General features: G+C 73.9%; 20 protein-coding genes. 9 read left to right on the top strand and 11 right to left on the bottom strand.

The genetic code is table 11. The features are described from left to right. The first annotated feature begins 133 nt into the window (after nucleotides 1–133). The 4 genes from BUE45_RS00710 to BUE45_RS00695 all read left to right on the top strand — a co-directional run bounded on the left by BUE45_RS00710 (nucleotide 134) and on the right by BUE45_RS00695 (nucleotide 4370). Entirely contained in the window at nucleotides 134–1492 is a 1359-nt protein-coding gene (locus BUE45_RS00710) for a sugar porter family MFS transporter (protein WP_084736742.1), read from the top strand. Nucleotides 1493–1639: 147 nt separating this feature from the next. Continuing rightward, the gene (locus tag BUE45_RS00705; RefSeq protein ID WP_073373848.1) at nucleotides 1640–3070 is read left to right on the top strand and encodes a sugar porter family MFS transporter; all 1431 of its coding nucleotides are present in this window, start codon (nucleotides 1640–1642) and stop codon (nucleotides 3068–3070) included. Between the two features lie 32 nt (nucleotides 3071–3102). Continuing rightward, on the top strand, nucleotides 3103–3963 hold the full coding sequence (locus BUE45_RS00700) for a helix-turn-helix domain-containing protein (protein ID WP_245832671.1): 861 nt from the start codon (nucleotides 3103–3105) through the stop codon (nucleotides 3961–3963). Continuing rightward, entirely contained in the window at nucleotides 3960–4370 is a 411-nt protein-coding gene (locus BUE45_RS00695; protein WP_073373846.1) for a VOC family protein, read from the top strand. Before BUE45_RS00700 ends, BUE45_RS00695 begins: the two co-directional genes overlap by 4 nt. A gap of 46 nt (nucleotides 4371–4416) precedes the next feature. On the opposite strand, the gene BUE45_RS00690 is transcribed toward BUE45_RS00695, so the two are convergent. Together BUE45_RS00690 and BUE45_RS00685 are read right to left on the bottom strand one after the other, a co-directional pair. Continuing rightward, nucleotides 4417–6078: an ATP-binding cassette domain-containing protein gene (locus tag BUE45_RS00690; protein WP_073373844.1), complete on the bottom strand. Its 1662-nt coding sequence runs from the start codon at nucleotides 6076–6078 to the stop codon at nucleotides 4417–4419. 706 nt (nucleotides 6079–6784) lie between these two features. Next, the gene (locus BUE45_RS00685) at nucleotides 6785–7000 is read right to left on the bottom strand and encodes an SHOCT domain-containing protein (RefSeq protein WP_073373842.1); all 216 of its coding nucleotides are present in this window, start codon (nucleotides 6998–7000) and stop codon (nucleotides 6785–6787) included. 166 nt (nucleotides 7001–7166) lie between these two features. Here BUE45_RS00685 and pabB point away from each other — a divergent pair, with 166 nt between their 5' ends. Together pabB and BUE45_RS00675 are read left to right on the top strand one after the other, a co-directional pair. Beyond that, a complete protein-coding gene (gene pabB / locus BUE45_RS00680) occupies nucleotides 7167–9188 on the top strand; it encodes an aminodeoxychorismate synthase component I (RefSeq protein ID WP_073373840.1) in 2022 nt (673 codons plus the stop codon). A gap of 53 nt (nucleotides 9189–9241) precedes the next feature. After that, the gene (locus BUE45_RS00675; RefSeq protein WP_143173227.1) at nucleotides 9242–9859 is read left to right on the top strand and encodes a DUF4291 domain-containing protein; all 618 of its coding nucleotides are present in this window, start codon (nucleotides 9242–9244) and stop codon (nucleotides 9857–9859) included. A 42-nt stretch (nucleotides 9860–9901) separates the two neighbouring features. On the opposite strand, the gene BUE45_RS00670 is transcribed toward BUE45_RS00675, so the two are convergent. Together BUE45_RS00670 and BUE45_RS00665 are read right to left on the bottom strand one after the other, a co-directional pair. Beyond that, complete coding sequence (locus BUE45_RS00670; RefSeq protein WP_073375192.1) at nucleotides 9902–10822, bottom strand: alpha/beta hydrolase; 921 nt, start codon at nucleotides 10820–10822, stop codon at nucleotides 9902–9904. Between the two features lie 145 nt (nucleotides 10823–10967). Then, nucleotides 10968–13322: an ATP-binding cassette domain-containing protein gene (locus BUE45_RS00665; protein ID WP_073373836.1), complete on the bottom strand. Its 2355-nt coding sequence runs from the start codon at nucleotides 13320–13322 to the stop codon at nucleotides 10968–10970. A gap of 194 nt (nucleotides 13323–13516) precedes the next feature. On the opposite strand from BUE45_RS00665, the gene BUE45_RS00660 reads away from it, so the two are divergent. Beyond that, a complete protein-coding gene (locus tag BUE45_RS00660; protein WP_218619487.1) occupies nucleotides 13517–13888 on the top strand; it encodes a helix-turn-helix transcriptional regulator in 372 nt (123 codons plus the stop codon). Nucleotides 13889–13897: 9 nt separating this feature from the next. Then, nucleotides 13898–14308 (top strand): VOC family protein, encoded by a 411-nt coding sequence (locus tag BUE45_RS00655; protein ID WP_073373832.1) that lies wholly within the window; start codon nucleotides 13898–13900, stop codon nucleotides 14306–14308. A 274-nt stretch (nucleotides 14309–14582) separates the two neighbouring features. Here the strand turns inward: BUE45_RS00655 and BUE45_RS00650 are convergent, their stop codons facing one another. The 3 genes from BUE45_RS00650 to BUE45_RS00640 all read right to left on the bottom strand — a co-directional run bounded on the left by BUE45_RS00650 (nucleotide 14583) and on the right by BUE45_RS00640 (nucleotide 15933). After that, nucleotides 14583–14828 carry a hypothetical protein gene (locus BUE45_RS00650; RefSeq protein ID WP_143173226.1) on the bottom strand — a complete coding sequence of 82 codons (246 nt, stop codon included), beginning with the start codon at nucleotides 14826–14828 and terminating at the stop codon, nucleotides 14583–14585. Nucleotides 14829–15157: 329 nt separating this feature from the next. After that, nucleotides 15158–15517 (bottom strand): hypothetical protein, encoded by a 360-nt coding sequence (locus BUE45_RS00645; protein WP_073373828.1) that lies wholly within the window; start codon nucleotides 15515–15517, stop codon nucleotides 15158–15160. 29 nt (nucleotides 15518–15546) lie between these two features. Beyond that, complete coding sequence (locus BUE45_RS00640; RefSeq protein WP_073373826.1) at nucleotides 15547–15933, bottom strand: SH3 domain-containing protein; 387 nt, start codon at nucleotides 15931–15933, stop codon at nucleotides 15547–15549. Between the two features lie 174 nt (nucleotides 15934–16107). On the opposite strand from BUE45_RS00640, the gene BUE45_RS00635 reads away from it, so the two are divergent. Next, on the top strand, nucleotides 16108–16707 hold the full coding sequence (locus BUE45_RS00635) for a TetR/AcrR family transcriptional regulator (protein ID WP_073375190.1): 600 nt from the start codon (nucleotides 16108–16110) through the stop codon (nucleotides 16705–16707). Between the two features lie 207 nt (nucleotides 16708–16914). Here BUE45_RS00635 and BUE45_RS00630 read toward each other — a convergent pair whose 3' ends face one another. From BUE45_RS00630 to BUE45_RS34040, 4 genes are all read right to left on the bottom strand, one after another. Next, nucleotides 16915–17562, bottom strand: coding sequence for a flavin reductase family protein (locus BUE45_RS00630; RefSeq protein ID WP_073373824.1), 648 nt, complete (start codon nucleotides 17560–17562; stop codon nucleotides 16915–16917). Nucleotides 17563–17638: 76 nt separating this feature from the next. Continuing rightward, a complete protein-coding gene (locus tag BUE45_RS00625; protein WP_073373822.1) occupies nucleotides 17639–18118 on the bottom strand; it encodes a hypothetical protein in 480 nt (159 codons plus the stop codon). Nucleotides 18119–18544: 426 nt separating this feature from the next. Continuing rightward, nucleotides 18545–19462: an aminoglycoside phosphotransferase family protein gene (locus BUE45_RS00620; RefSeq protein WP_073373820.1), complete on the bottom strand. Its 918-nt coding sequence runs from the start codon at nucleotides 19460–19462 to the stop codon at nucleotides 18545–18547. A gap of 528 nt (nucleotides 19463–19990) precedes the next feature. Then, nucleotides 19991–20338, bottom strand: coding sequence for a DNA glycosylase AlkZ-like family protein (locus tag BUE45_RS34040; protein ID WP_394328504.1), 348 nt, complete (start codon nucleotides 20336–20338; stop codon nucleotides 19991–19993). Between the last annotated feature and the right edge of the window lie 451 nt (nucleotides 20339–20789).

Genomic DNA, 20789 nt, shown 5'->3' with positions numbered 1-20789 from the left:
TCACGGCGCGTACCGCGCATGTGACATACCGTGCCCATCCGGGTAGTCCTGGGAGAACCGGACATCGGAGGGGGAGAACGTGGCAAGTGCCAGCAAAGGGACGGGCGAGGACGCCGACATCGTCCGCGTCACCATGATCGCCGCCGCGGCGGCGATGGGCGGGTTCCTGTTCGGCTACGACAGCGCCGTCATCAACGGCGCCGTCGACGCCATCCAGACCAGGTTCGAGGTCGGCGCGGGGGTCCTGGGGTTCACCATCGCCTCCGCGCTGCTGGGCTGCGTCCTGGGCGCGGCCACCGCGGGCTGGCTGGCCGACCGCCACGGGCGCATCCGCGTCATGCAGGTCGCCGGCGTGCTGTTCGCCGTCAGCGCCATCGGATCGGCCCTGCCCTTCGGCGTGTGGGACCTGACCGCCTGGCGCGTCCTGGGCGGCGTCGCCATCGGCATGGCCTCCGTCATCGCCCCCACCTACATCGCCGAGGTCGCCCCGGCCGCCTACCGCGGACGCCTGGGCTCCCTCCAGCAGCTCGCCATCGTCCTGGGCATCGCCTGCTCGCAGCTGGTCAACTACGGCATCGCCCAGATCGCCGACGGCAGCGCCTCCAACACGATCGGCCCCCTCCAGGCCTGGCAGTGGATGCTCGGCGTGGAGGTCCTGCCCGCCCTGGTCTACCTGCTGCTCAGCCTGCTCATCCCCGAGTCGCCCCGCTACCTGGTGCGCGTGGGCGAGCACGACCGGGCCCGCACCGTCCTGGGCGAGGTGGAGGGCGGCGGCCCCGAACGGGTCGAGCGCCGCATCGGCGAGATCCGCCGCGCCCTGGGCTCGGAGGTGCGGCCCCGCCTGCGCGACCTGCGCGGCCCCCACCTGCTGCTGCCCATCGTCTGGACCGGCGTGGCCCTGTCCGCGTTCCAGCAGCTGGTGGGCATCAACGTCATCTTCTACTACTCCTCCTCGCTGTGGCAGTCGGTGGGCATCGCCGAGTCCGACTCCCTGCTGCTGAGCCTGTTCACCTCCATCGTCAACATCGTCGGCACGGTCATCGCGATCCTCCTGGTCGACCGGATCGGCCGCCGCCCCCTGCTGCTGGTGGGCTCGGCCGGCATGACCGTCGCCCTGGCCACCGCCGCCTACGCCTTCGGGCACGCCACCGCCTCCGGCGAGGAGGTGACCCTGCCGTTCGTGTGGGCCGCCGTGGCCCTGGCCGCCGCCAGCTCCTTCGTGCTGTTCTTCGCCCTGTCCTGGGGCGTGGTCGTCTGGGTGCTGCTGGGCGAGATGTTCCCGCTGCGCATCCGCGCCGCCGCCATGGGCGTGGCCACCGCCGTCCAGTGGCTGGCCAACTGGGCCGTCACCGTCAGCTTCCCGAGCCTGCGCGACTGGAGCCTGAGCGGCTCCTACCTCATCTACGCGGCGTTCGCCCTGCTCTCCCTGCTCTTCGTCCTGAGGTTCGTCAAGGAGACCAAGGGCAAGACCCTGGAGGAGATGACCGGCTGACCCCGGCACCGCGGGCCCCGGGCCAAGTCCCGGACATGATTCACCCCGGGTTCCACCGACCCGGGGTGTCGTGCGCCCGCCCCCGCGAGCCCCGGCACCGACCCTGGCGGAGGTCGGCGACGCGCGTCGCCGCGGAAGGGAGCGGGTGTGACCGGGAAAGGCAGCGCGGGGGCGTCCCAGGACCTCTCGGAAGGCGGCGGGGACCTCGGCAAGGTCACCATGATCGCCGCCGCGGCGGCGATGGGCGGGTTCCTGTTCGGCTACGACAGCGCCGTCATCAACGGCGCCGTCGACGCCATCCAGGCCAGGTTCCAGGTCAGCTCGGCGACCCTGGGGTTCACCGTCGCCTCGGCCCTGCTGGGCTCGGCGGTGGGCGCCGCCGTCACCGGCTCGCTGGCCGACCGCTACGGGCGCATCCGCACCATGCGCATCGCCGGCGTGCTGTTCGCCGTCAGCGCCGTGGGCATGGCCCTGCCCTTCGCCATCTGGGACCTCATCCTGTGGCGGGTCCTGAGCGGCATCGCCATCGGCATGGCCTCCGTCATCGCCCCCACCTACATCGCCGAGATCGCCCCGGCCGCCCACCGCGGACGCCTGGGCTCCCTCCAACAGCTGGCCATCGTCCTGGGCATCGCCGTCTCCCAGCTCGCCGACTACCTCATCGCCCTGGCCGCCGGCGGCAGCGCCTCCAACATGCTCGGCCCCCTCCAGGCCTGGCAGTGGATGCTGGGCGCCGAACTGGTGCCCGCCGCCATCTACCTGCTGCTCACCCTCGTCATCCCCGAGTCCCCCCGCTACCTGGTGCGCGTGGGCGAGGACGACCAGGCCAAGGAGATCCTCGCCGAGGTCGAGGGCGGCGGCCCCGCCCGCCTGGACCGCCGCGTCACCGACATCAGGAAGGCCCTGGGCTCGGAGGAGCGCCCCCGCCTGCGCGACCTGCGCGGCCGGCTCGGACTGCTCCCCATCGTCTGGATCGGCATGGCCCTGTCCGCGTTCCAGCAGCTCGTGGGCATCAACGTCATCTTCTACTACTCCTCCTCGCTGTGGCAGTCCGTGGGCGTGCCCGAGTCCGACTCCCTGCTGCTGAGCCTGTTCACCTCGGTCATCAACATCGTCGGCACCGTCGTCGCGATCTTCCTCGTCGACCGGGTCGGCCGCCGCCCCCTGCTGCTGGTGGGCTCGGCCGGCATGGCGCTGGCACTGGCGGTGGCCGCCTACGCCTTCGGCCACGCCACCGCCGTCGGCGAGGAGGTGAGCCTGGACTTCGCCTGGGGCGTGGTCGCCCTGGTCGCCGCCAGCTCCTTCGTGCTGTTCTTCGCCCTGTCCTGGGGCGCCGTGGTGTGGGTGCTGCTGGGAGAGATGTTCCCGCTGCGCATCCGCGCCGCCGCCATGGGCGTGGCCACCGCCACCCAGTGGATCGCCAACTGGGCCGTCACCGTCACCTTCCCCAGCATGCGCGACTGGAGCCTGAGCGGCTCCTACCTCGTCTACACCGGCTTCGCCGTGCTCTCCCTGCTGTTCGTGTGGAAGTTCGTCAAGGAGACCAAGGGCAAGACCCTGGAGGAGATGACCGGTTGACCCGCACGGGCCCGCTCTGGCAGCGTCGGAGTATGGACGAGCCGGAGCGGGCCTGGGAGTTCGCCGCCGCCCCCGCCCGGACCGCCCCCGGGGTCGTGTCGATGACCGGCTACCGGGCACTGGCGGTACCCGAGTCGGTCCACCTGGGCCTGCCCTCGGCGTCGGTCACCTTCATCGTCGGCCTCGACGAGGGCGTGCGCGCCGCACCCGACGCCGCATCCCTGCCCGCCGCCCGCCCCGCCCCCCTGCTGCTGGGCGGCCTGCACCTGCACGCCTCCCACGTGCACCAGCGCACCGGCCACGCCGGAATCCAGCTGGCCCTGCACCCCCTGGCCGTGCGCTCCCTGTTCGGGGTGCCCTGCGCCGAGCTCGGCGTCGACGACTACGACGGCCTGCCCCTGGCCGGCCCCGCGGGCCGCGCACTCTACGAGCGCCTGGACCCCGCCACCCCCTGGGAGGACGCCTTCGCACTCGTCGCCGCCCACCTGCGCGACCGGTACCGCCCACACGGCCCCCGCCCCGAACTCGCCGGCGCCTGGCACCTGCTCGCGGCCTCCGGCGGCCGGGCCCGGATCGGCGACGTGGCCGACCGGGTCGGCCTGACCCCCCGCCACCTGGGCACCCTCTTCCACCGCGAGGTCGGCCGCTCGCCCAAGACCGTGGCCGCACTCATGCGCTTCGACCACGCCCGCCGCCGCATCACCCGCAGCCTGCACCGGACCGGGCGCACCGACCTGGCGGGGGCCGCCGCCGCGGCCGGGTACACCGACCAGGCCCACCTGAGCCGCGCCTTCACCCGCTTCACCGGCCTGCCGCCCGCGGCCTGGGCCGCCCGGGAGTTCCGGAACGTACAAGACGACACCCCCTCCCGCCCACCAGCCTGGGAACCATGAGCACACCGCACACCGACACCACCGTCCGGCCCCGCCTGTGGGGCACCCTCCAGGCGCACGACGCCGCCGCACTCATCGACTTCTACACCGGGGCCTTCGGCTTCACCGCCACCGCCCGCCACCACGACGCCGACGGCCGCGTGGCCCACGCCGAACTCCTGTGGCCCCAGGGGGCGGGCGGGATCATGCTCGGCGACCACGCCCCGGGCCGCGCCTGGTCGCGCGAGCCCGGAACGGCCGGGTTCTACGTCGTCACCGCCGACCCCGACGCCCTGCACGCGCGCGCCGCCGATCACGGCGCCCAGGTGGTGAGCCCGCCGCACACCACCGGCCACGGGTCCCGGGAGTTCACCGTCCGCGACCCCGAGGGCAACCTGTGGGCCTTCGGCGACTACCCGGGGGCCTGAAGAAACCCGCCGGTGCCCCGCCGCGTCCGCGGCGGGGCACCGGCCCTCACCCCGGGGACCCCCCGGCCAGCAGGGCGCGCACCCCCTCCCCGGTGGTCTCCACCAGGCCCTCGCCCGCGAACAGCCACCGGGTGACACCGACCGACTCCAGGAACGGCAGGTCGTGGCTGGCCACCACCAGCGCCCCCTCGTAGGCCTCCAGGGCCCCGGTCAGCTGCCGGACGCCGGACACGTCCAGGTTGTTGGTGGGCTCGTCCAGCAGCAGCAGCTGCGGCGCGGGGGAGGCCAGCATCAGGGCCGCCAGCGCCGCCCGGAACCGCTCCCCGCCCGACAGCGTCCCGGCGACCTGCGCCGAGCGCGCCCCCCGGAACAGGAACCGGGCCAGCTGCGCCCGGACGCGCTGCTCCTCCACCCCCGGCGCCAGCCGCTCCACGTTCTCGGCCACCGTCAGGGCGTCGTCCAGCACGTCCAGCCGCTGGGGCAGGAACCGCGAGGGCACGAACACCCGCGCCGTCCCCTCCCGGGGCTCCAGCTCGCCGAGCAGGGTGCGCAGCAGGGTGGTCTTGCCCGCCCCGTTGCGCCCCACCAGCGCGATCCGCTCCGGGCCGCGCACCAGCAGGTCCACCCCCGACAGCGTCCCGTGCACCGGGGTCAGCCCCCGCACCGCCAGCACCTCACGCCCCGCGGGCACGGCGGTCTCGGGCAGCTCCACCCGGATCTCGGCGTCGGCGCGCACCGCCTCGGCGGCCTCCTCCCGCCTCTCGCGCGCCTCCTGGATGCGGTCCTCGTGCACCCCCTTGAGCTTGGCCGCCGACCCCTCGGCCTTGTTCTTCATCGTGTTGGCGAAGATCTTGGGCATGCCGCCCTGGGCGTCGAGCCGGCGGCTCTGCTTCTGGCGGCGGGCCAGCTTGACCCGGGTCTCCTCCATCTCGCGCTTTTGCCGTTTGAGGTCGGAGTCGGCGGCGCGCAGGGTCCGCTCGGCGGCCTCCTGCTGCACCGCCAGCGCCTGCCGGTAGTCCGACCAGCCGCCCCCGTACCAGGTGACCGAGCCCTGGCGCAGCTCGGCGATACGGTCCACGCGCTCCAGCAGGTCGGTGTCGTGGCTGACCACGATCAGGGTGCCGGTGCGCCAGGAGTCCACGGCGTCGTAGAGCCTCCTGCGGGCGAACAGGTCGAGGTTGTTGGTGGGCTCGTCCAGCAGCAGGACGTCGGGGCGCTCCAGGAGCAGGGCGGCCAGGCGCAGCAGGACGGCCTCGCCGCCGGAGACCTCACCGACGGTGCGGTCCAGGCCGAGGCCCTCCAGGCCCAGGCCCCCCAGGGCGGCCAGGGCCCGCTCCTCGACGTCCCAGTCGTCGCCGACCTCCTCGAAGTACTGCTCGGACACGTCGCCGGACTCGATGGCGGCCAGCGCGGCGCGGGTGCCGGCGATGCCCAGGGCCTGGTCCACGCGCAGGCCGGTGTCCAGGGTGATGTTCTGCGGCAGGTACGCCAGGCGCCCGTGGACGGTGACCGACCCCGAGGCGGGGCGCAGCAGCCCGGCCAGCAGCCGGAGCAGGGTGGACTTGCCCGCACCGTTGGCGCCGACCAGCCCGATACGGCCGCGGCCGGCCGCCAGGGACAGGTCCTCGAAGACGGCCGTGCCGTCGGCCCAGGAGAAGTCCAGGGCGGAGACGGCCACGGAGGCACCGGTGACAGCGGGATGAGACATGGTTCTCTCGCAATACGGAAGCGAAGTGACAGGGGCTTCGTATGCGAGCACCACGCGGCCGGGGCCGACAGGAGGGGTGCGAGGGGTCCCGTTGGAGGACGGCTCGTGCACCGAGGTTCCATCCACGCACTGGCGCCGACGGCCCGGGGGCCGTGGCGTGCGGCCTCAAAGGCCGTGCCGCGTGGTGATCGCGAACCTCAGATGCGCAACGTCCACCTCATTCGTCGACAACAGGACGGCCGCCACTGTACACGCCCCGCCGCCCGCTGCCAACGGCACAATCGCACATCCGCCCCGGGAATCCCGCCGCCCCCGCGGGACGGCGCGGCGGTGCACGGCGAACGGGGGAGGGGGAGGGGCGGCGACCCGGCCGGAGGGCGCGCGGCCCCCGAAGCGACCGCCCGGGGGAGGGGCACGGACACCGCGGACCCCGCCCCCCGGCGGAGCCGCGGGTGCGCGGGCGGTGCGCGCCGCCGCGGGGGCCGTCCGCCACCACGGCTCCGGCCCCGGACACCGTCCGGCCCGGCCGAGGGGCCCCGTCGACCCGGAGCCGACGGAGGCCGGACCCCCTGGGGCACACCGGGGAACCGGGGGAGCGCACCACCCGGAGCCGGTCCCACCGGCACCGGGCCGACCGAGGCAATGCCCTGCGGGGTCATTGCCGGCCCCACCGGCACCCGTGCGCCCGCCGGGGCGGGCCGCGGGGTCATTCGAGGTCGATCCTGCGCTGGAGGTACTCCTCGCGGTCGATCTCCCCGCGCGCGTATCTCAGGCGCAGCTCCTCCTGGGCCCGGTCGACCTGGGGACGCCCGGGCGCGGGGGCGGCACCGCGCCCGCCCGAGGCGCCCGAGACCGCGACCACGAGGTAGACGCCCAGCACCGCCAGGACCAGGATCACGGCCCAGGCCAGGAAAGCGGTCACCGCGGACTCCCTTCTGCACGAGGGGGAAGAAGCCCTCACCCTCCTGTCTACCCGGGCCGCCCCCGCCGCACCAGGTCCCCGGGCCGCCTGTGGACGACCGCGCGGTCCCAGACCGGTTCCGGCCGCCGTATCCTCTGATGTCGACATCCACAGGGGAAGGGGCGGGATGCGCGTTCTGCTCGTGGACAACCACGACTCCTACACCTACAACCTCTTCCAGCTGATCGCCCGGGTCTGCGGGACCGAGCCCGCCGTGCTCGCCAACGACGACCCCGCCTGGGACCGGTTCGACTTCGCCGGACTGGACGCCGTCGTCGTCTCACCCGGCCCGGGCCGCCCCCAGCACCCCCGCGACCTGGGCCGCGTCCCCGAACTCCTGGCCGGCGCCCCGCACCTGCCGGTGCTGGGCGTGTGCCTGGGCCACCAGGCCATCGCCCACCTGGCCGGGGCCGACGTCGTCTCCGCCCCCCAGCCCCGCCACGGCCACCTCACCCGGATCCGCCACACCGGCACCGGCCTGTTCGCCGGCCTGCCCCAGGACTTCACCGCCGTGCGCTACCACTCGCTGGCCGTCCCCGAGCCCCTGCCCGCCGCCCTGGCCGTCACCGCCCGCGCCGAGGACGGCGTGGTCATGGCCCTGGAGCACCGGCACCTGCCCCGCTGGGGCGTGCAGTTCCACCCCGAGTCCGTCGCCGGGGAGCACGGCGCCGCCCTCCTCGCCAACTTCCTGGACCCGGCCCGCCCCCGCAGCCCGGCCCCCGCCCGGCGCACCGCCGCGCGCCCTGAGCCGACCCCCGCCCCCACCCCCACACCCACACCGGCGCCGGCTCCGCGCACCCGCACCCTGGACACCGCCGTCGACACCGAGGCCGCCTTCGCCCGCCTGTACGGCGACGCCGAGTACGCGTTCTGGCTCGACAGCTCCCGCCCCCAGGGCCCCGCCCGGTTCTCCTTCCTGGGCGCGGCCACCGGCGAGGTCCTCACCTACCGCGTCGGCGGCCCCGTCCGCGTCCGCCGCCCCGACGGCACCGCCACCGACGAGCCCGGCACCGTCTTCGACGCCCTGGAACGCCGCCAGGGACCGCGCACCCCCTCCCCGCTGCCCTTCGACTTCACCGGCGGCTACGTCGGCTACCTCGGCTACGAGCTCAAGGCCGACACCGGCGGCGCCGCCGCGCACACCGCCCCCACCCCCGACGCCGTGTGGATGCGCTGCGACCGGTTCGTCGCCGTGGACCACCACATGGGCCGCACCCACCTGGTGTGCGCCGACACCGCACCCGACGGCGACACCTGGCTGGCGGACACCGCCGCGACCCTGGCCGACCTGCGCCCGCTGCCCGCACCGCCCCCGCCCGCCGCCCCCCTGGACCCCGCCGCCCTGCTGGAGCACCCCGGCGGGGACTACGTCGCCGACGTCAAGCAGTGCCTGGCCCTGCTGGCCCAGGGCGAGAGCTACGAGATCTGCCTGACCAACCGCCTGCACGCCCCCTACACCGGCACCGACCTGGACTTCCACCGCCGCCTGCGGGCCGCCTCACCGGCCCCCTACGCCGCCCTGCTGCGCCTGGGGGACACCAGCGTGCTGAGCGCCTCCCCCGAGCGCTTCCTGCGCGTGGACGGCGCCGGCGGCGCCGAGAGCCGCCCCATTAAGGGCACCGCACCCCGCCACCCCGACCCCGACACCGACGCCCGCGCGGCACAGGAGCTGCGCACCGGAGCCAAGACCCGCGCCGAGAACCTCATGATCGTCGACCTGCTCCGCAACGACCTGGGCCGCGTGTGCGAGGTCGGCACCGTGGAGGTCCCGGCGTTCATGTACACCGAGACCTACGCCACCGTCCACCAGCTGGTGTCCACCGTCCGCGGACGGCTGCGCCCGGAGGTCTCCACCGTGGCCGCGGTCCGCGCCTGCTTCCCCGGCGGCTCCATGACCGGCGCCCCCAAACGGCGCACCATGGAGATCATCGACGCCCTGGAGCGGTCCGCCCGCGGCGTCTACTCCGGCGCCCTGGGCTACCTGTCCCACACCGGCGCCGCCGACCTGAGCATCGTCATCCGCACCGCCGTGCGCCGGGGCGGGGAGCTGGCCATCGGCGCGGGCGGCGCCGTCGTCCTGGACTCCGACCCCCGGGACGAGTACGCCGAGATGCTCCTCAAGGCCGCCGTCCCCCTGCACGGGCGCTGACCCGCCCGAAAACCGGTTGCGGGCCCGGCCGTACGGCGGCCAGGGTGAACGCCGTGCACACCCCGACCCCCCGCCACCAAATCCGCGCCCGCCACACCGACACCACGGTCACCGTCTACCAGGCCTACGCGCCGCGCCTGGGCCTGCCCGCCGCCCGCGCCGGCCGCTTCCCCGCCGACTGGAAGCGCGGCCGCATGACGTGGATCAAACCGTCCTTCCTGTGGACGATGTACCGCTGCGGGTGGGTGCTCAAGGCCGACCAGGAGACCGTCCTGGCCGTGGAGATCACCCGCGAGGGGTTCGAGTGGGCGCTGCGCAACGCGTGCCTGTCGCACTACGACCGGAGCGTGCACGCCGACCGCGACGCCTGGCGGCGCGAGCTGGCGGCGGCCCCGGCCCGGGTGCAGTGGGACCCCGAACGCGACCTGCGCCTGCGGCCCCTGGAGCACCGCTCCCTCCAGCTCGGCCTGGCGGGGGAGGCCTCCACCCGCTACGCCGACACCTGGATCACCGCCATCGACGACGTCACCCCCACCGCCCGCCGCGTCCACGACCTGGTACGCCGGGGCGACCTGGCCGGGGCGCGGGAGCTGCTGCCCCGCGAACGCCCCTACCCCCGGGTCCCCGGCCTGCTGGACCGGCTGGCGCCCGCGGAGGCCGCCCGGCACTGACGGCGACCGCGCGCCCCGGAACCCCGCCCCGGCCGGCCCCGGTCAGCCCCGCGCCACCAGGTGCTCACCGAAGAACGGCGCCGCCTCCGACACCGCCCGCTCCACGTACTCGGGCACGTCGTAGAAGTCCGTGTGCGTCGCCCCGCCCACCACCACCAGCCTCTTGGGGCCCCGCGCCCGGCCGTGCAGCTCCGTGGAGTGCCACAGCGACCCCGCCGCGCTCCCCGCCACGATCAGCAGCGGCTGCGTCAGCAGCTCCTCCACCAGGTGGAACGCGTCGAACGCCAGCATCCGCCACAGGCTCTGCGCGAACAGCTTGCGGTTCGGCGCGTGGGGATGGCGCCCCCGGTCCGTCATCAGGTACTCACTCGCCAGCACCAGGTCCCGCGGCGTGTTCTCGTCCGGCTCCACCGGCACGTAGGGCATCGTCGCCACCTCCGCCCCCCGCGTCACCTCGTCCGTGCGCTGGCGCGCCACCTCCTCCAGCGTGGCCACCGCCGCCGAGTCCGGATCGGTCCCGAACCAGCCCCGCCGGTACGTCGTCCCCACGTTCAGCGCGCTCACCGTCGCCACCGCCCCCACCCGGTGGTCGGTCATCGCCGCGCTCACCCCGTAGGCCCCGCCCGCGCACACCCCCAGCACGCCCACCCGCCCGGCGTCCACGAAGTCCAGCCCCTGGAGCAGGTCCACCGCGGCCCGCACGTCCTGGACCCGGGCCGCCGGATCCTCCAGGAAACGCGGCTCCCCGCCGCTCTCACCCTGGTGCGAGGCGTCGAACGCCAGCGCCACGAACCCCCGCCCGGCCATCGCCGCCGCGTACAGCCGGGCCGCCTGCTCCTTCACACCGCCGCCGGGATGGACCACCGCCAACCCGGCGTAGGAGCCCCCGGGATCGAACCCCTCGGGCAGGTGCAGGTCACCGGCCATGGTGACCGGGCCGTTGGGAAAGGTCACGGCTTCCATCGCGTCGTCCTCGTTCCACATCGGTCTCACACGGGCCAGGGAGCCCCGCGCACCCGCGCGGGCCCGGATCCGGCGTCCCCCGCATGCTCTCAGAGGCGCCGCCCCGCCGTCCGCGGAGTCCGGGAAATCCCCCCGGCCCGCCCCCTCACCCGCCCGCGTACTCCGCCAGGTGCTCGCCCGTCAGCGTCGAGCGCGCCGCCACCAGCTCCCGCGGCGTCCCCTCGAACACCACCCGGCCGCCGTCGCGGCCAGCCCCCGGCCCCAGGTCGATGATGTGGTCGGCGTGCGCCATCACCGCCCGGTGGTGCTCGACCACCACCACCGATGTCCCCGCGTCCACCATCCGGTCCAGCAGCCCCAGCAGCCGCTCCACGTCCGCCAGGTGCAGCCCGCCCGTCGGCTCGTCCAGCACGAACACACCGCCCTCCCCGCCCAGGTGCACCGCCAGCTTCAACCGCTGGCGCTCACCGCCCGACAGCGCCGTCAGCGGCTGCCCCAGCGCCAGGTACCCCAGCCCCACGTCCCGCAGCCGGCCCAGGATCCGCAGCGCCGCCGGCACGCGCGCCCCCTCCCCGGAGAAGAACACCTCCGCCTCGTCCACCGACATCGCCAGCACCTCGGCGATGTCGCGCCCGCCCAGCCGGTACTCCAGCACCGACGCCTGGAACCGGCGCCCCCCGCACTCCTCGCACACCGAGGACACCCCGGCCATCATCCCCAGGTCCAGGTACACCACCCCGGCCCCCCGGCACTCCGGGCACGCCCCCTCGGAGTTGGCGCTGAACAGCGCCGGCCGGACCCCGTTCGCCTTGGCGAACGCCTTGCGGACCGGCTCCAGCAGCCCCGTGTACGTCGCCGGATTGGACCGCCGCGACCCCTTGACCGGCGACTGGTCGACCACCACCACACCCTCGCGCCCGGCCAGCGAGCCCCGGACCAGCGAACTCTTTCCCGACCCCGCCACCCCGGTCACCACCGTCAGCACCCCCAGCGGGATGTCCACGTCCACGTCCCGCAGGTTGTGCGTGTGCGCCCCCCGCACCCGCAGCACCCCCGACGGCGAGCGCACCCCCTCCTTCAACGGGGTCCGGTCGTCCAGGTGGCGCCCGGTCACCGTCCCCGCGGCGCGCAGCCCCGCCACCGTGCCCTCGAAGCACACCGAGCCGCCTTCGGACCCCGCGCCCGGCCCCAGGTCCACCACGTGGTCGGCGATCCCGATCACCTCGGGCTCGTGCTCCACCACCAGCACCGTGTTGCCCTTGTCACGCAACCGCAGCAGCAGCCCGTTCATCCGCCGCACGTCGTGCGGGTGCAGCCCCGCCGTCGGCTCGTCGAACACGTACGTCACGTCCGTCAGCGACGACCCCAGGTGCCGGATCATCTTCACCCGCTGCGCCTCGCCGCCCGACAGCGTCCCCGCCGACCGCTCCAGCGACAGGTACCCCAGCCCGGTCTCCACGAACGAGTCCAGCGTCCCCGACAGGGCCTCCAGCAGCGGCCCCGCCGACGGCTCCCGCAGCTCCCGCACCCACCGCGCCAGGTCGGTGATCTGCATCGCGCACAGCTCCGCCAGCCCCGCCCCCGCCACCCGCACCGAGCGCGCCTGCCCGCTCAGCCGGCTGCCGCCGCACCCGGGGCACTCCTTGAAGGTCACCGCCCGGTCCACGAACGCCCGGACGTGCGGCTGCATCGCCTCCCGGTCCTTGGCCAGGAACGACTTGCGGATCTTGGGGACCAGCCCCTCATAGGTGAGGTTGACACCCTCCACCTTCACCTTCGTCGGCTCCTTGTACAGGAAGTCCTCCCGCTCCCGCGCCGAGAACTCCCGGATCGGCTTGTCCGGGTCCAAGAACCCCGACTCCGCGTACAGCCGCACCGTCCACCAGCTGTCCGACTTCCACCCCGGGATCGTGAACGCGCCCTCGGAGATCGACTTGGAGTCGTCGTACAGCTGCGCCAGGTCGATGTCGGACACCGCCCCCCGGCCCTCGCACTCCGGGCACATCCCGCCCAGCCGGCTGAACGTCGCCCTGACCGCCTTCTTGGCGCCCCGCTCCACCGTGATCGCCCCGCTGGCCCGCACCGAGGGCACGTTGAACGCGAACGCCCCCGGCCCCCCGATGTGCGGCGCACCCAGCCGGCTGAACAGGATCCGCAGCATCGCGTGCGCGTCCGTCACCGTCCCCACCGTCGACCGCGGATCCGCCCCCAGCCGCCGCTGGTCCACGATGATCGCCGTCGTCAGCCCCTCCAGCACGTCCACCTCCGGACGCGGCAGCGACGGCATGAACCCCTGCACGAACGCGCTGTACGTCTCGTTGACCAACCGCTGCGACTCCGCCGCCACCGTCCCGAACACCAGCGAGCTCTTCCCCGAACCCGACACCCCCGTGAACACCGTCAGCCGCCGCTTGGGCAGCTCCACGTCCACCCCGCGCAGATTGTTCTCCCGCGCCCCGAACACCCGGATCACGTCGTGCCCGTCCGCCACAGCACCCATCCCCGGCCCCCTTCGCCCCACCGGGCGCCGGCCCCTGCCGCCGCCCCTGCCACCACGGTAAAGACCCCGGCCCGCCCCGCGCTTCTTCGAAACAGACGGATCCGCGCACCCCCGTCGCACCCCCGTGCGACACTGCCAGGGTGAAAAGGCCCGACCTCGACGACCTGGTCCGACTCCGCCGCGCCCGCGACCGCATGGACCGCGACTACGACCAGCCCCTGGACGTCGCCGCCCTGGCGCGCGACGCCCACATGTCCCCGGGCCACTTCTCCCGCAGCTTCCGCGCCGCCTACGGCGAGACCCCCTACGGCCACCTCATGACCCGCCGCATCGAACGCGCCAAGGCACTCCTGCGCGCCGGCCGCCTCACCGTCACCGAGGTCTGCATGGCCGTCGGCTGCACCTCCCTGGGCTCCTTCAGCAGCAGCTTCACCCGCCTGGTCGGCCAGACCCCCAGCGCCTACCGCGCCCGCGACCACTCCGGCTCCGCCGCCGTCCCCGCCTGCGTCGCCAAGATCCACACCCGCCCCGCGAGGGTCCGCCGAGCGCCCGCCCCGCGGCCCTAGCATCGACCCATGGCCCTCACACTCGCCCAGTGCTTCATCGCCGTCCACGACCACGACGCCGCCCTGGCCTTCTACCGCGACGCCCTGGGCCTGGAGGTCCGCGACGACGTCTCCTACGAGGGCATGCGCTGGGTCACCGTCGGTTCCCCCGACCAGCCCGACGTCTCCCTCGTCCTGGAGCCGCCCAGCGCCGACCCCGGCACCTCACCGCAGGACCGCCGCGCCCTGGACGAACTCATGGCCAAGGGCCTGCTCCGCGGCGCCATCTTCACCACCGACGACTGCGACGCCACCTTCGAGCGCCTGCGCGCGGCCGGAGCCGACGTCGTCCAGGAGCCCACCGACCAGTACTACGGCGTCCGCGACTGCGCCTTCCGCGACCCCTCCGGCAACATGCTCCGCTTCACCCAGCCCCTCTAGACCGCGCCGGTCCGGTCCGAAGCGGTGGGGGAGCGGCGCCAGAGCCCACCGTCCCCCTGCGCCGGCCCAGGCACCGCACCCGGAGCGGCAGCCGCGTCCGCCGCGTGGACTCGAAGGCCCGGGAAGAGGCGCGGGCGCCCGCCGGTGCGAGGAGGCGGTCCGCCGGGGGAGTGCGCCCCCTGCGGCAGTGACCGGCACGGACGCCGCCGGGCGTTTACAGTGCGGGGTGCGGCACTGTGGCGACCGGACCGACCCGGGGCCGCGCGGGCGGCGGTCAGTCGTGCTGGACGGCGAAGCACACGGCGAGCAGGAAGGTGAGCCCCAGCCCGCCGACCATGAGCGGCGAGCCGTCTGGAAGCGCGACGCGCTCACCGGCCCAGGCCAGGGGTCCCCACTCGACGCCCCAGAACAGCCGGGTGAGCGCCGCCCCGTACCCCTGGACGAGGAGCAGGGACCCGACGACCAGCGCCAGTCCGTAGATCCGCGCCTCCACGAACATGAGGCGCAGTGTTCCCGACATACTCGACCCTTCTTTTTGCAATGCGCTTGCATTGTAACCATGGTGCGAGGAGCGCCGCGCCGTGCGATGCTTCGGACCATCGCTGCGTGAGAGCACCCGGACGAACCTTTCCGGACACAGCACTGGCCGAAGCCCAGCCTTGAGCAGGGCTTCGGCCATATGCGCAGCCGTGTCCTCGGCCGTGTTCTCGACGCCCGGCCCGCGCTCATCCAGGAGGTGGCCGCACAGGGAAGGCACTGAACCTCTGGCGAGGCCCCAACCCGTGGTCAGGGCCCCGCCGGGGATGATCGGTCGGTCGATGTGGGGGACCCGGGCCAGGTGTCAGGCGATCAGCACCGCGCACTCGCAGGAAGGTCGGCTTTGTAGTCGCCCTGGAGGGCGACAACCGGAATCCAGCCGATCGAACCATAGTCCAGGCGGATCCGGACCCACACATTGCCGGTGTAACCGCCGAAGGTGATGGACTGGTAGCGCCCCCAGCACTCGGCCTGAGCGGTGTCCGGCCACACGAGGTGGTCGCGCCGGGGGGAGCGGGGACTGGTCCCGTCGAGTATGGGCACCGTCATGCCCACCCGCGGGACCACGGTGTACGTGGCCGCGTGCTCCACCTCCGCCGAGGCCGGGACGGGCGCCGCGAGCGGGCCGACCGCCACGAAGGCGAGCAGGGCCGCGACCAAGACGCTCCTCATCCGGGCGGCAGGGCCCCTCGTTGCGCGGCTCAGCACCGTGCACCCGCAGGCAGGTTGGCCTTGTAGTCGCCGCTGAGGGCGATCGCGGTGACCCAGCCGACGCCGCCGGAGTTCAGGCGCAGCCGGACCCACACGTTGCTGGTGTAGCCGAGATAGGTGATGGTCTGGTAGCGCCCCCAGCACTCGGCGTTGTAGGAGTGCGGGGCCACCACATGACTGAGCTGGCGGCTGTTGTTGTTGGGCTCGGCACGCACCGGGGTGGGCCCGTTGTTCCAGGCGGTGACGCGGTAGGCCTGGGCCGACACCTCGTCGGCCGGGGCCGCGGAGGGTCCGGTGGCGGCGGAGGCGGGAGCGGTGCTCGCGAACAGTCCGACCGCCATAAGGGCGACCAGGAGGGGGGAGAAGAGGGTCTTCATGCGCAAGGGGGTTCTCCGGTTCAGAGAAGGCGGGTGTATGCGCGCCGAGGTCTTTCGGTGACGCACAGCATCCAAAGTAGTAGCAATGCAACTGCATTGCAATGCGTTCGCATTGCAACTTTGGCGCCAGGAGCGCCGCGCCGTGCGATGCTTCAGACCGACGAGGGGGAAGCGATGCCCAGACAGGTGGACCACCGGCAGCGACGTGCCCAGATCGCGGACGCGGTCTGCGCACTGGTCTCCGCGCGCGGACTGGAGGCCGTCAGCCTGCGCGACGTGGCGGCCCAGGCCGGCATCTCCATGGGCCGGGTGCAGCACTACTTCCGGACCAAGGACGAGATGCTGCTCTTCGCCCTGGAACACGTGGCCCAACGGGACGTCGCCGCGACACTGGAGCGCCTGGAGGAGGCGCCGGAGCCGTCCTGCCCGCGGACCCTCGTCCGCACCGTCCTGGGCGGCCTGCTCGACGACGGCCCCCGCGCACAGGAGGCCCAGCGCGTCAACGCCGCCTTCACCGCCCGCGCCGTGGTCGAGCCGCCCCTGGCGGCCTTCCTGCTCCGCGGCTACGCCGACCTCCAGCAACTCCTGGAACAGGCGGTGCGCCGGGGCATCGACGAGGGCACCGTCGACACCGGGACCGACCCCGCCCTGGCCGCCGCCGAGGCCCTCGCCCTGGCCGACGGACTCAGGATGCAGGCCCTCCTGGGCCACACGACCAGGGACCGCGCCCGGGAGGTCCTGACCGCCCACCTGGACCGGCTGTTCACCGGCTGACCGCCACCCCGGACCCACGCGTCGGCGCCGGACGCACGGTGGCGATCGCCGCCCCGCACCGCCCCCGGCCCCGGTCTCTTCCGATGCGGCGCCCGACCGCGCCGAGGAGCCGCGCGACGCGTCTTCGCGCCACCTGTCGGCCGACCCCCGCCGCAACCCGTCCGGCACGGCGGAGAGCCGCCAGGGGGCGGGGGAGCGCGCGGCCCCTCAGCGCCCGGCTGGAGTCTCCGAGCGGTGGGACCACCCCAGCTCGCCCCCGAGACCGAAGTAGTGCCGAAAGCTGTACACCAGCGGCCGCCAGCGCCCGGGATCCACGTGGTCAGTACCGGGCACCACCACGTCCTGCGCCGCATGGACGCGCACCACCTCGGCCTCCACCACGACGTGGGCTCCCGAACCGTCCGCCCGCACCCCGCGCACACGCGCCTCCAACTGCAACGGGCACTCGCCCACACGCGGCGGGCCCACGAGATCCGAACCCAGCTCCGTCAGCCCCGCCGCACCGAACTTGTCCGCCTCGAACCGGCACCCCGGCGGCTTCCCCCCGGGCACCGGGCTGCGCCCGGTCAGCGGCGCCAACCGCTCCACCCGCTCCCACAGGTCCTCCGAAGGCAGGTTGACCACCAGCTCGGGGCGCTCCCGCAGGTTGAGCGCCGTCTGCCCCGTGGCGCCCAGGCCCAGCACCACCGTCATCCCCAACGCCCACACCGAGGACACCGGTGCCAGGTTGGGCGTCCCGTCGCCGTTGAGCGTCGAGAGCAGGGCCACCGGGGTCCCGAAGTACAGGATGCGGGGTTCGATCCGGACGTGCCCTCCGGCACCGGCCGACGGCCGTACGTGTCTGTCAGAACTCATGGAAGGCGACCCTAGGCAGGGGAGGCTTCGACGCACGGCGAACCGTCGACGGGGGAGGTGCCGCACCGGTGGGGGATCACTGCGCGACGGCCGCGGAAAGGCCCCAGACCATGAGGACGGGAAGCACCAGGAAGAAGCACAGAATGAACTTCCCGAGAGCTTTCGAGAACGCCACCTCAAGGGCGAACCACTGCAAGAGGAAACCGAGGGCGAACGCCACCGAGGAAAGGAGCACGGTGTCCGCCGAGACACCCCAGCTCAGCACAAGGGACGCCGGCAGGGCCGCGTACAGCAGCGCCACCAAAACAGAGGAGGCCCGAACAGGAGCCCGCGGGGCGCCCCGGCCGTCCGGGGATTCCTTTCCCCTGGAAAAGGCGAGTGCCACGGCTCCCACTGAGGCGTTCAGAAAGACGAACACCAGGTAGGCCAGACAGAAGGCGGCGAAGACGCGCAACGGCGCCAGATCGCCGTGGACACCGGCGGGGAAGAGGAGCATGACACACGCGTGCAGACCGCTGCCCGCGGATACTCTGAGGATCTTCTCGGCAACGGTCATGCGCGCCTCGCAGGTTCACGGTCGAGCGGCAACCGGGGAGGGTGGGACGCCGTTTCCAGGGCTGCCACAGCCCACGGCGATCGGCGGTAATTCCATGCCGGAGAACCCGGCATCGGCTTTTCAGAAAAGCAGGGGAAACGGGGTTCCGTGTACTGTCGGACAACCGGATGATCGCCGGGAGCGGGAGAACTCGGAATGCGGTGCATCGCGATGCTAACACCGTGATCCGGAACGCCGGATCCGCCCTCCGGAACGGTCCCACGACCCGCCACCGCACGGAATTCGGCCGAAGCGCGCCATCCGCTCCGGCCGCCCTCCCGCGCCCGCCGGCCCGGCGGGAGAAGACCCGGCCCACGCACCGGACCGCGTGTTCCCCCCACGACCAGAAGGACCGCGCCCGACCGCCCGACCGGGCACACCGCCGGCCTACACGCGGAACTCTCTCAGGTCCCCGCCCAGCACCCGGTCGAGCGCCGCCCGCCCAGCCGGGCCCCACGCCGGCTTGCCGCCGGGCAGGCCGAGCTCCCCGTTCCGGCCCATCAGCATCAGGAACAGGCTCTTCAGCACGGCCAGCCCGCGGGCCCGCCGGACCGTCGCCCCGTCTGCCGCCCCGTACGCCGAGAAGAAACGCGCGGCCGAACCCGCCGGCAGCAGCACCCAGGCGGCGGCCAGGTCCACCGCCGGATCCCCGGCGAACAGGTCGCCGAAGTCGACGACACCCGCCAGCGTCCCGTCCGCGACGACCACGTTCGCGGGATGCAGGTCCCCGTGCACCCACACCGGCGGTCCCTCCCACGCGGGGGCCGCGACGGCGTCCTCCCACACGGCCCGCACCTCGGCTTCGTCGGCTCCGACCGCACCGGCGCCGACGGAGCCGAGGAACCGCTCGAAGCCGTCCGTACAGTCCCGGGGGTGCGCCCCCCGGCCCTCGTCGACCGGCGCGTCGACGGGCGCCGACACGTGCAGCGCCCGGAGGAACGCCGCCAGGGTATCGGCCGCGTGCCCGCCACGGGTGATCTCCCCGCGGTCCAGCGGCAGGCCCGGCACCCACGTCATGACCGTCCACATCTTGGGAAAGCGCGCGGAGGGCGCACCGTCGCGCACCGGCACGGGGATCGGCAGCGGCAGGCGCGGGGCCAGTACCGGAAGCCACCGGCGCTCCTTGAGCTGGGGACCGGGACCGGTGTCCATGCGCTGGATCCGCACGGCCAACCCGTCACCCAGGCGCCACATCTGATTGCCCCAGCCGCCCTCCACCTCGCGCAGGGGCAGCCCGGCCAGATCCGGGTACCGGTCCCGCAGCAGCTCGCGGACGAGCCCCGCGGTGATCTCGACGTCGGTCATGCGGAGCAACCCTACGGGTTCCGTCCACGACCGCGCCCCCGACCGCTTCGACGTCCCCCGCCGACGAAGCCGCGGACACACCGGCCACGGGACCTCCCGGCCGAGATCCGGGACCGCACCCGGGACGGGGAAGGAAGGCCGCGGCGGACGGTGCGGCGCAGGCGGGGGAGAGGGCCACGAAGCCCCCGCGCGACACGAGTGCCGTGCGGGGGCCTTCGCGGTTGCGCCGACCTCGGATCCCCCGACCGAGGCCCCGGCGCGGCCACGCGCGTCACCCCCGATCGGCGCGCGGCCCGCACTCGCGCTCGTCCGCCCCGGGACTTCGAGAGCCCGCACGGGGCAGGGCTGCGAGTGCACCCTCCCACTACCCGATCGCGCGGTGACAAACGGTGATCGAATGTGACGGCTATCACCGAAAACCCGTCCGAACGCCCTTCCGGCCCAGCCGACGCGGACAGCGCGGGGGAGCGGCACGGTGATCACGGAGAGTGACGAACGGCGTCCGGGCTGCGGGGGAGAGGCACCACTTCAAGCGTGCGGCCCCACCCTGACCTCGACGAACACCAACCGAGGCACGCCGCCGATCCGCGCCACCTGCTCCGCCACCCTCGCACGCCGCGCACCCGACAGCGGCACCAGCGCCTCCACCGTCACCTCCGGCCGACGCCCCGAACGCCGCTGACGCCACGCACCCGTCACCACGCCGTCCACGTACAGCACCGGACGGTTGCCCGCCGGCGCGGCAACGTGCCCTGGAAGGCGTCCATGACGCGGTCGGCGACCCAAGGGTCCGCGCGTTCGGCCAGGGGCGCGGTGGGCTCGTCGACGGTCGGCACCGGCCGGGCGCAGTCCCACGGACGGCTCCGTCGCGGACATCACCTGGGCGTGCGCGCCGCACATGGCCGAGACCGTGTCGGCTACGCCGTCGAAGGGGACGGCGGACCCGTGCGCCGCCATAGGCGTCGCGCCGCCGTGTCCTGCCAGGTGACGGGGGTGCCCCTCGTGATCCTCGGAGTCGGGTCCGCGTCCGGGCCCTCACTGCGGGGAGAGTGGAGGTCGGGAACGGTCCTTCCGTGCCTCCTGGGCGCACATCGCCTGTGGGGAGGGCCTTCCGGAGGTTTACTTGACATAATGTGCATTATCGGCGGTGGACTGAAAGTGTCCGAGAGGGGCTGGAACGCCTGTGCGGCAGGCGATCTGCGCATCCGCACCGTCTCGGTGCCGACCGCGGACCCCGGCCCGGCAGGTCGCATACGGCTCCGCCGGTGCCGTCGACGACACCGAGACGGTGCGGAGCGCCCCCGGAAACGCCCCGGGCGCCCTGGTG

This window comes from Nocardiopsis flavescens (genome assembly GCF_900141985.1).
In the GTDB taxonomy this organism is placed as follows: domain Bacteria; phylum Actinomycetota; class Actinomycetes; order Streptosporangiales; family Streptosporangiaceae; genus Nocardiopsis; species Nocardiopsis flavescens.
This window is presented reverse-complemented; position numbering and strand designations above follow the sequence as displayed.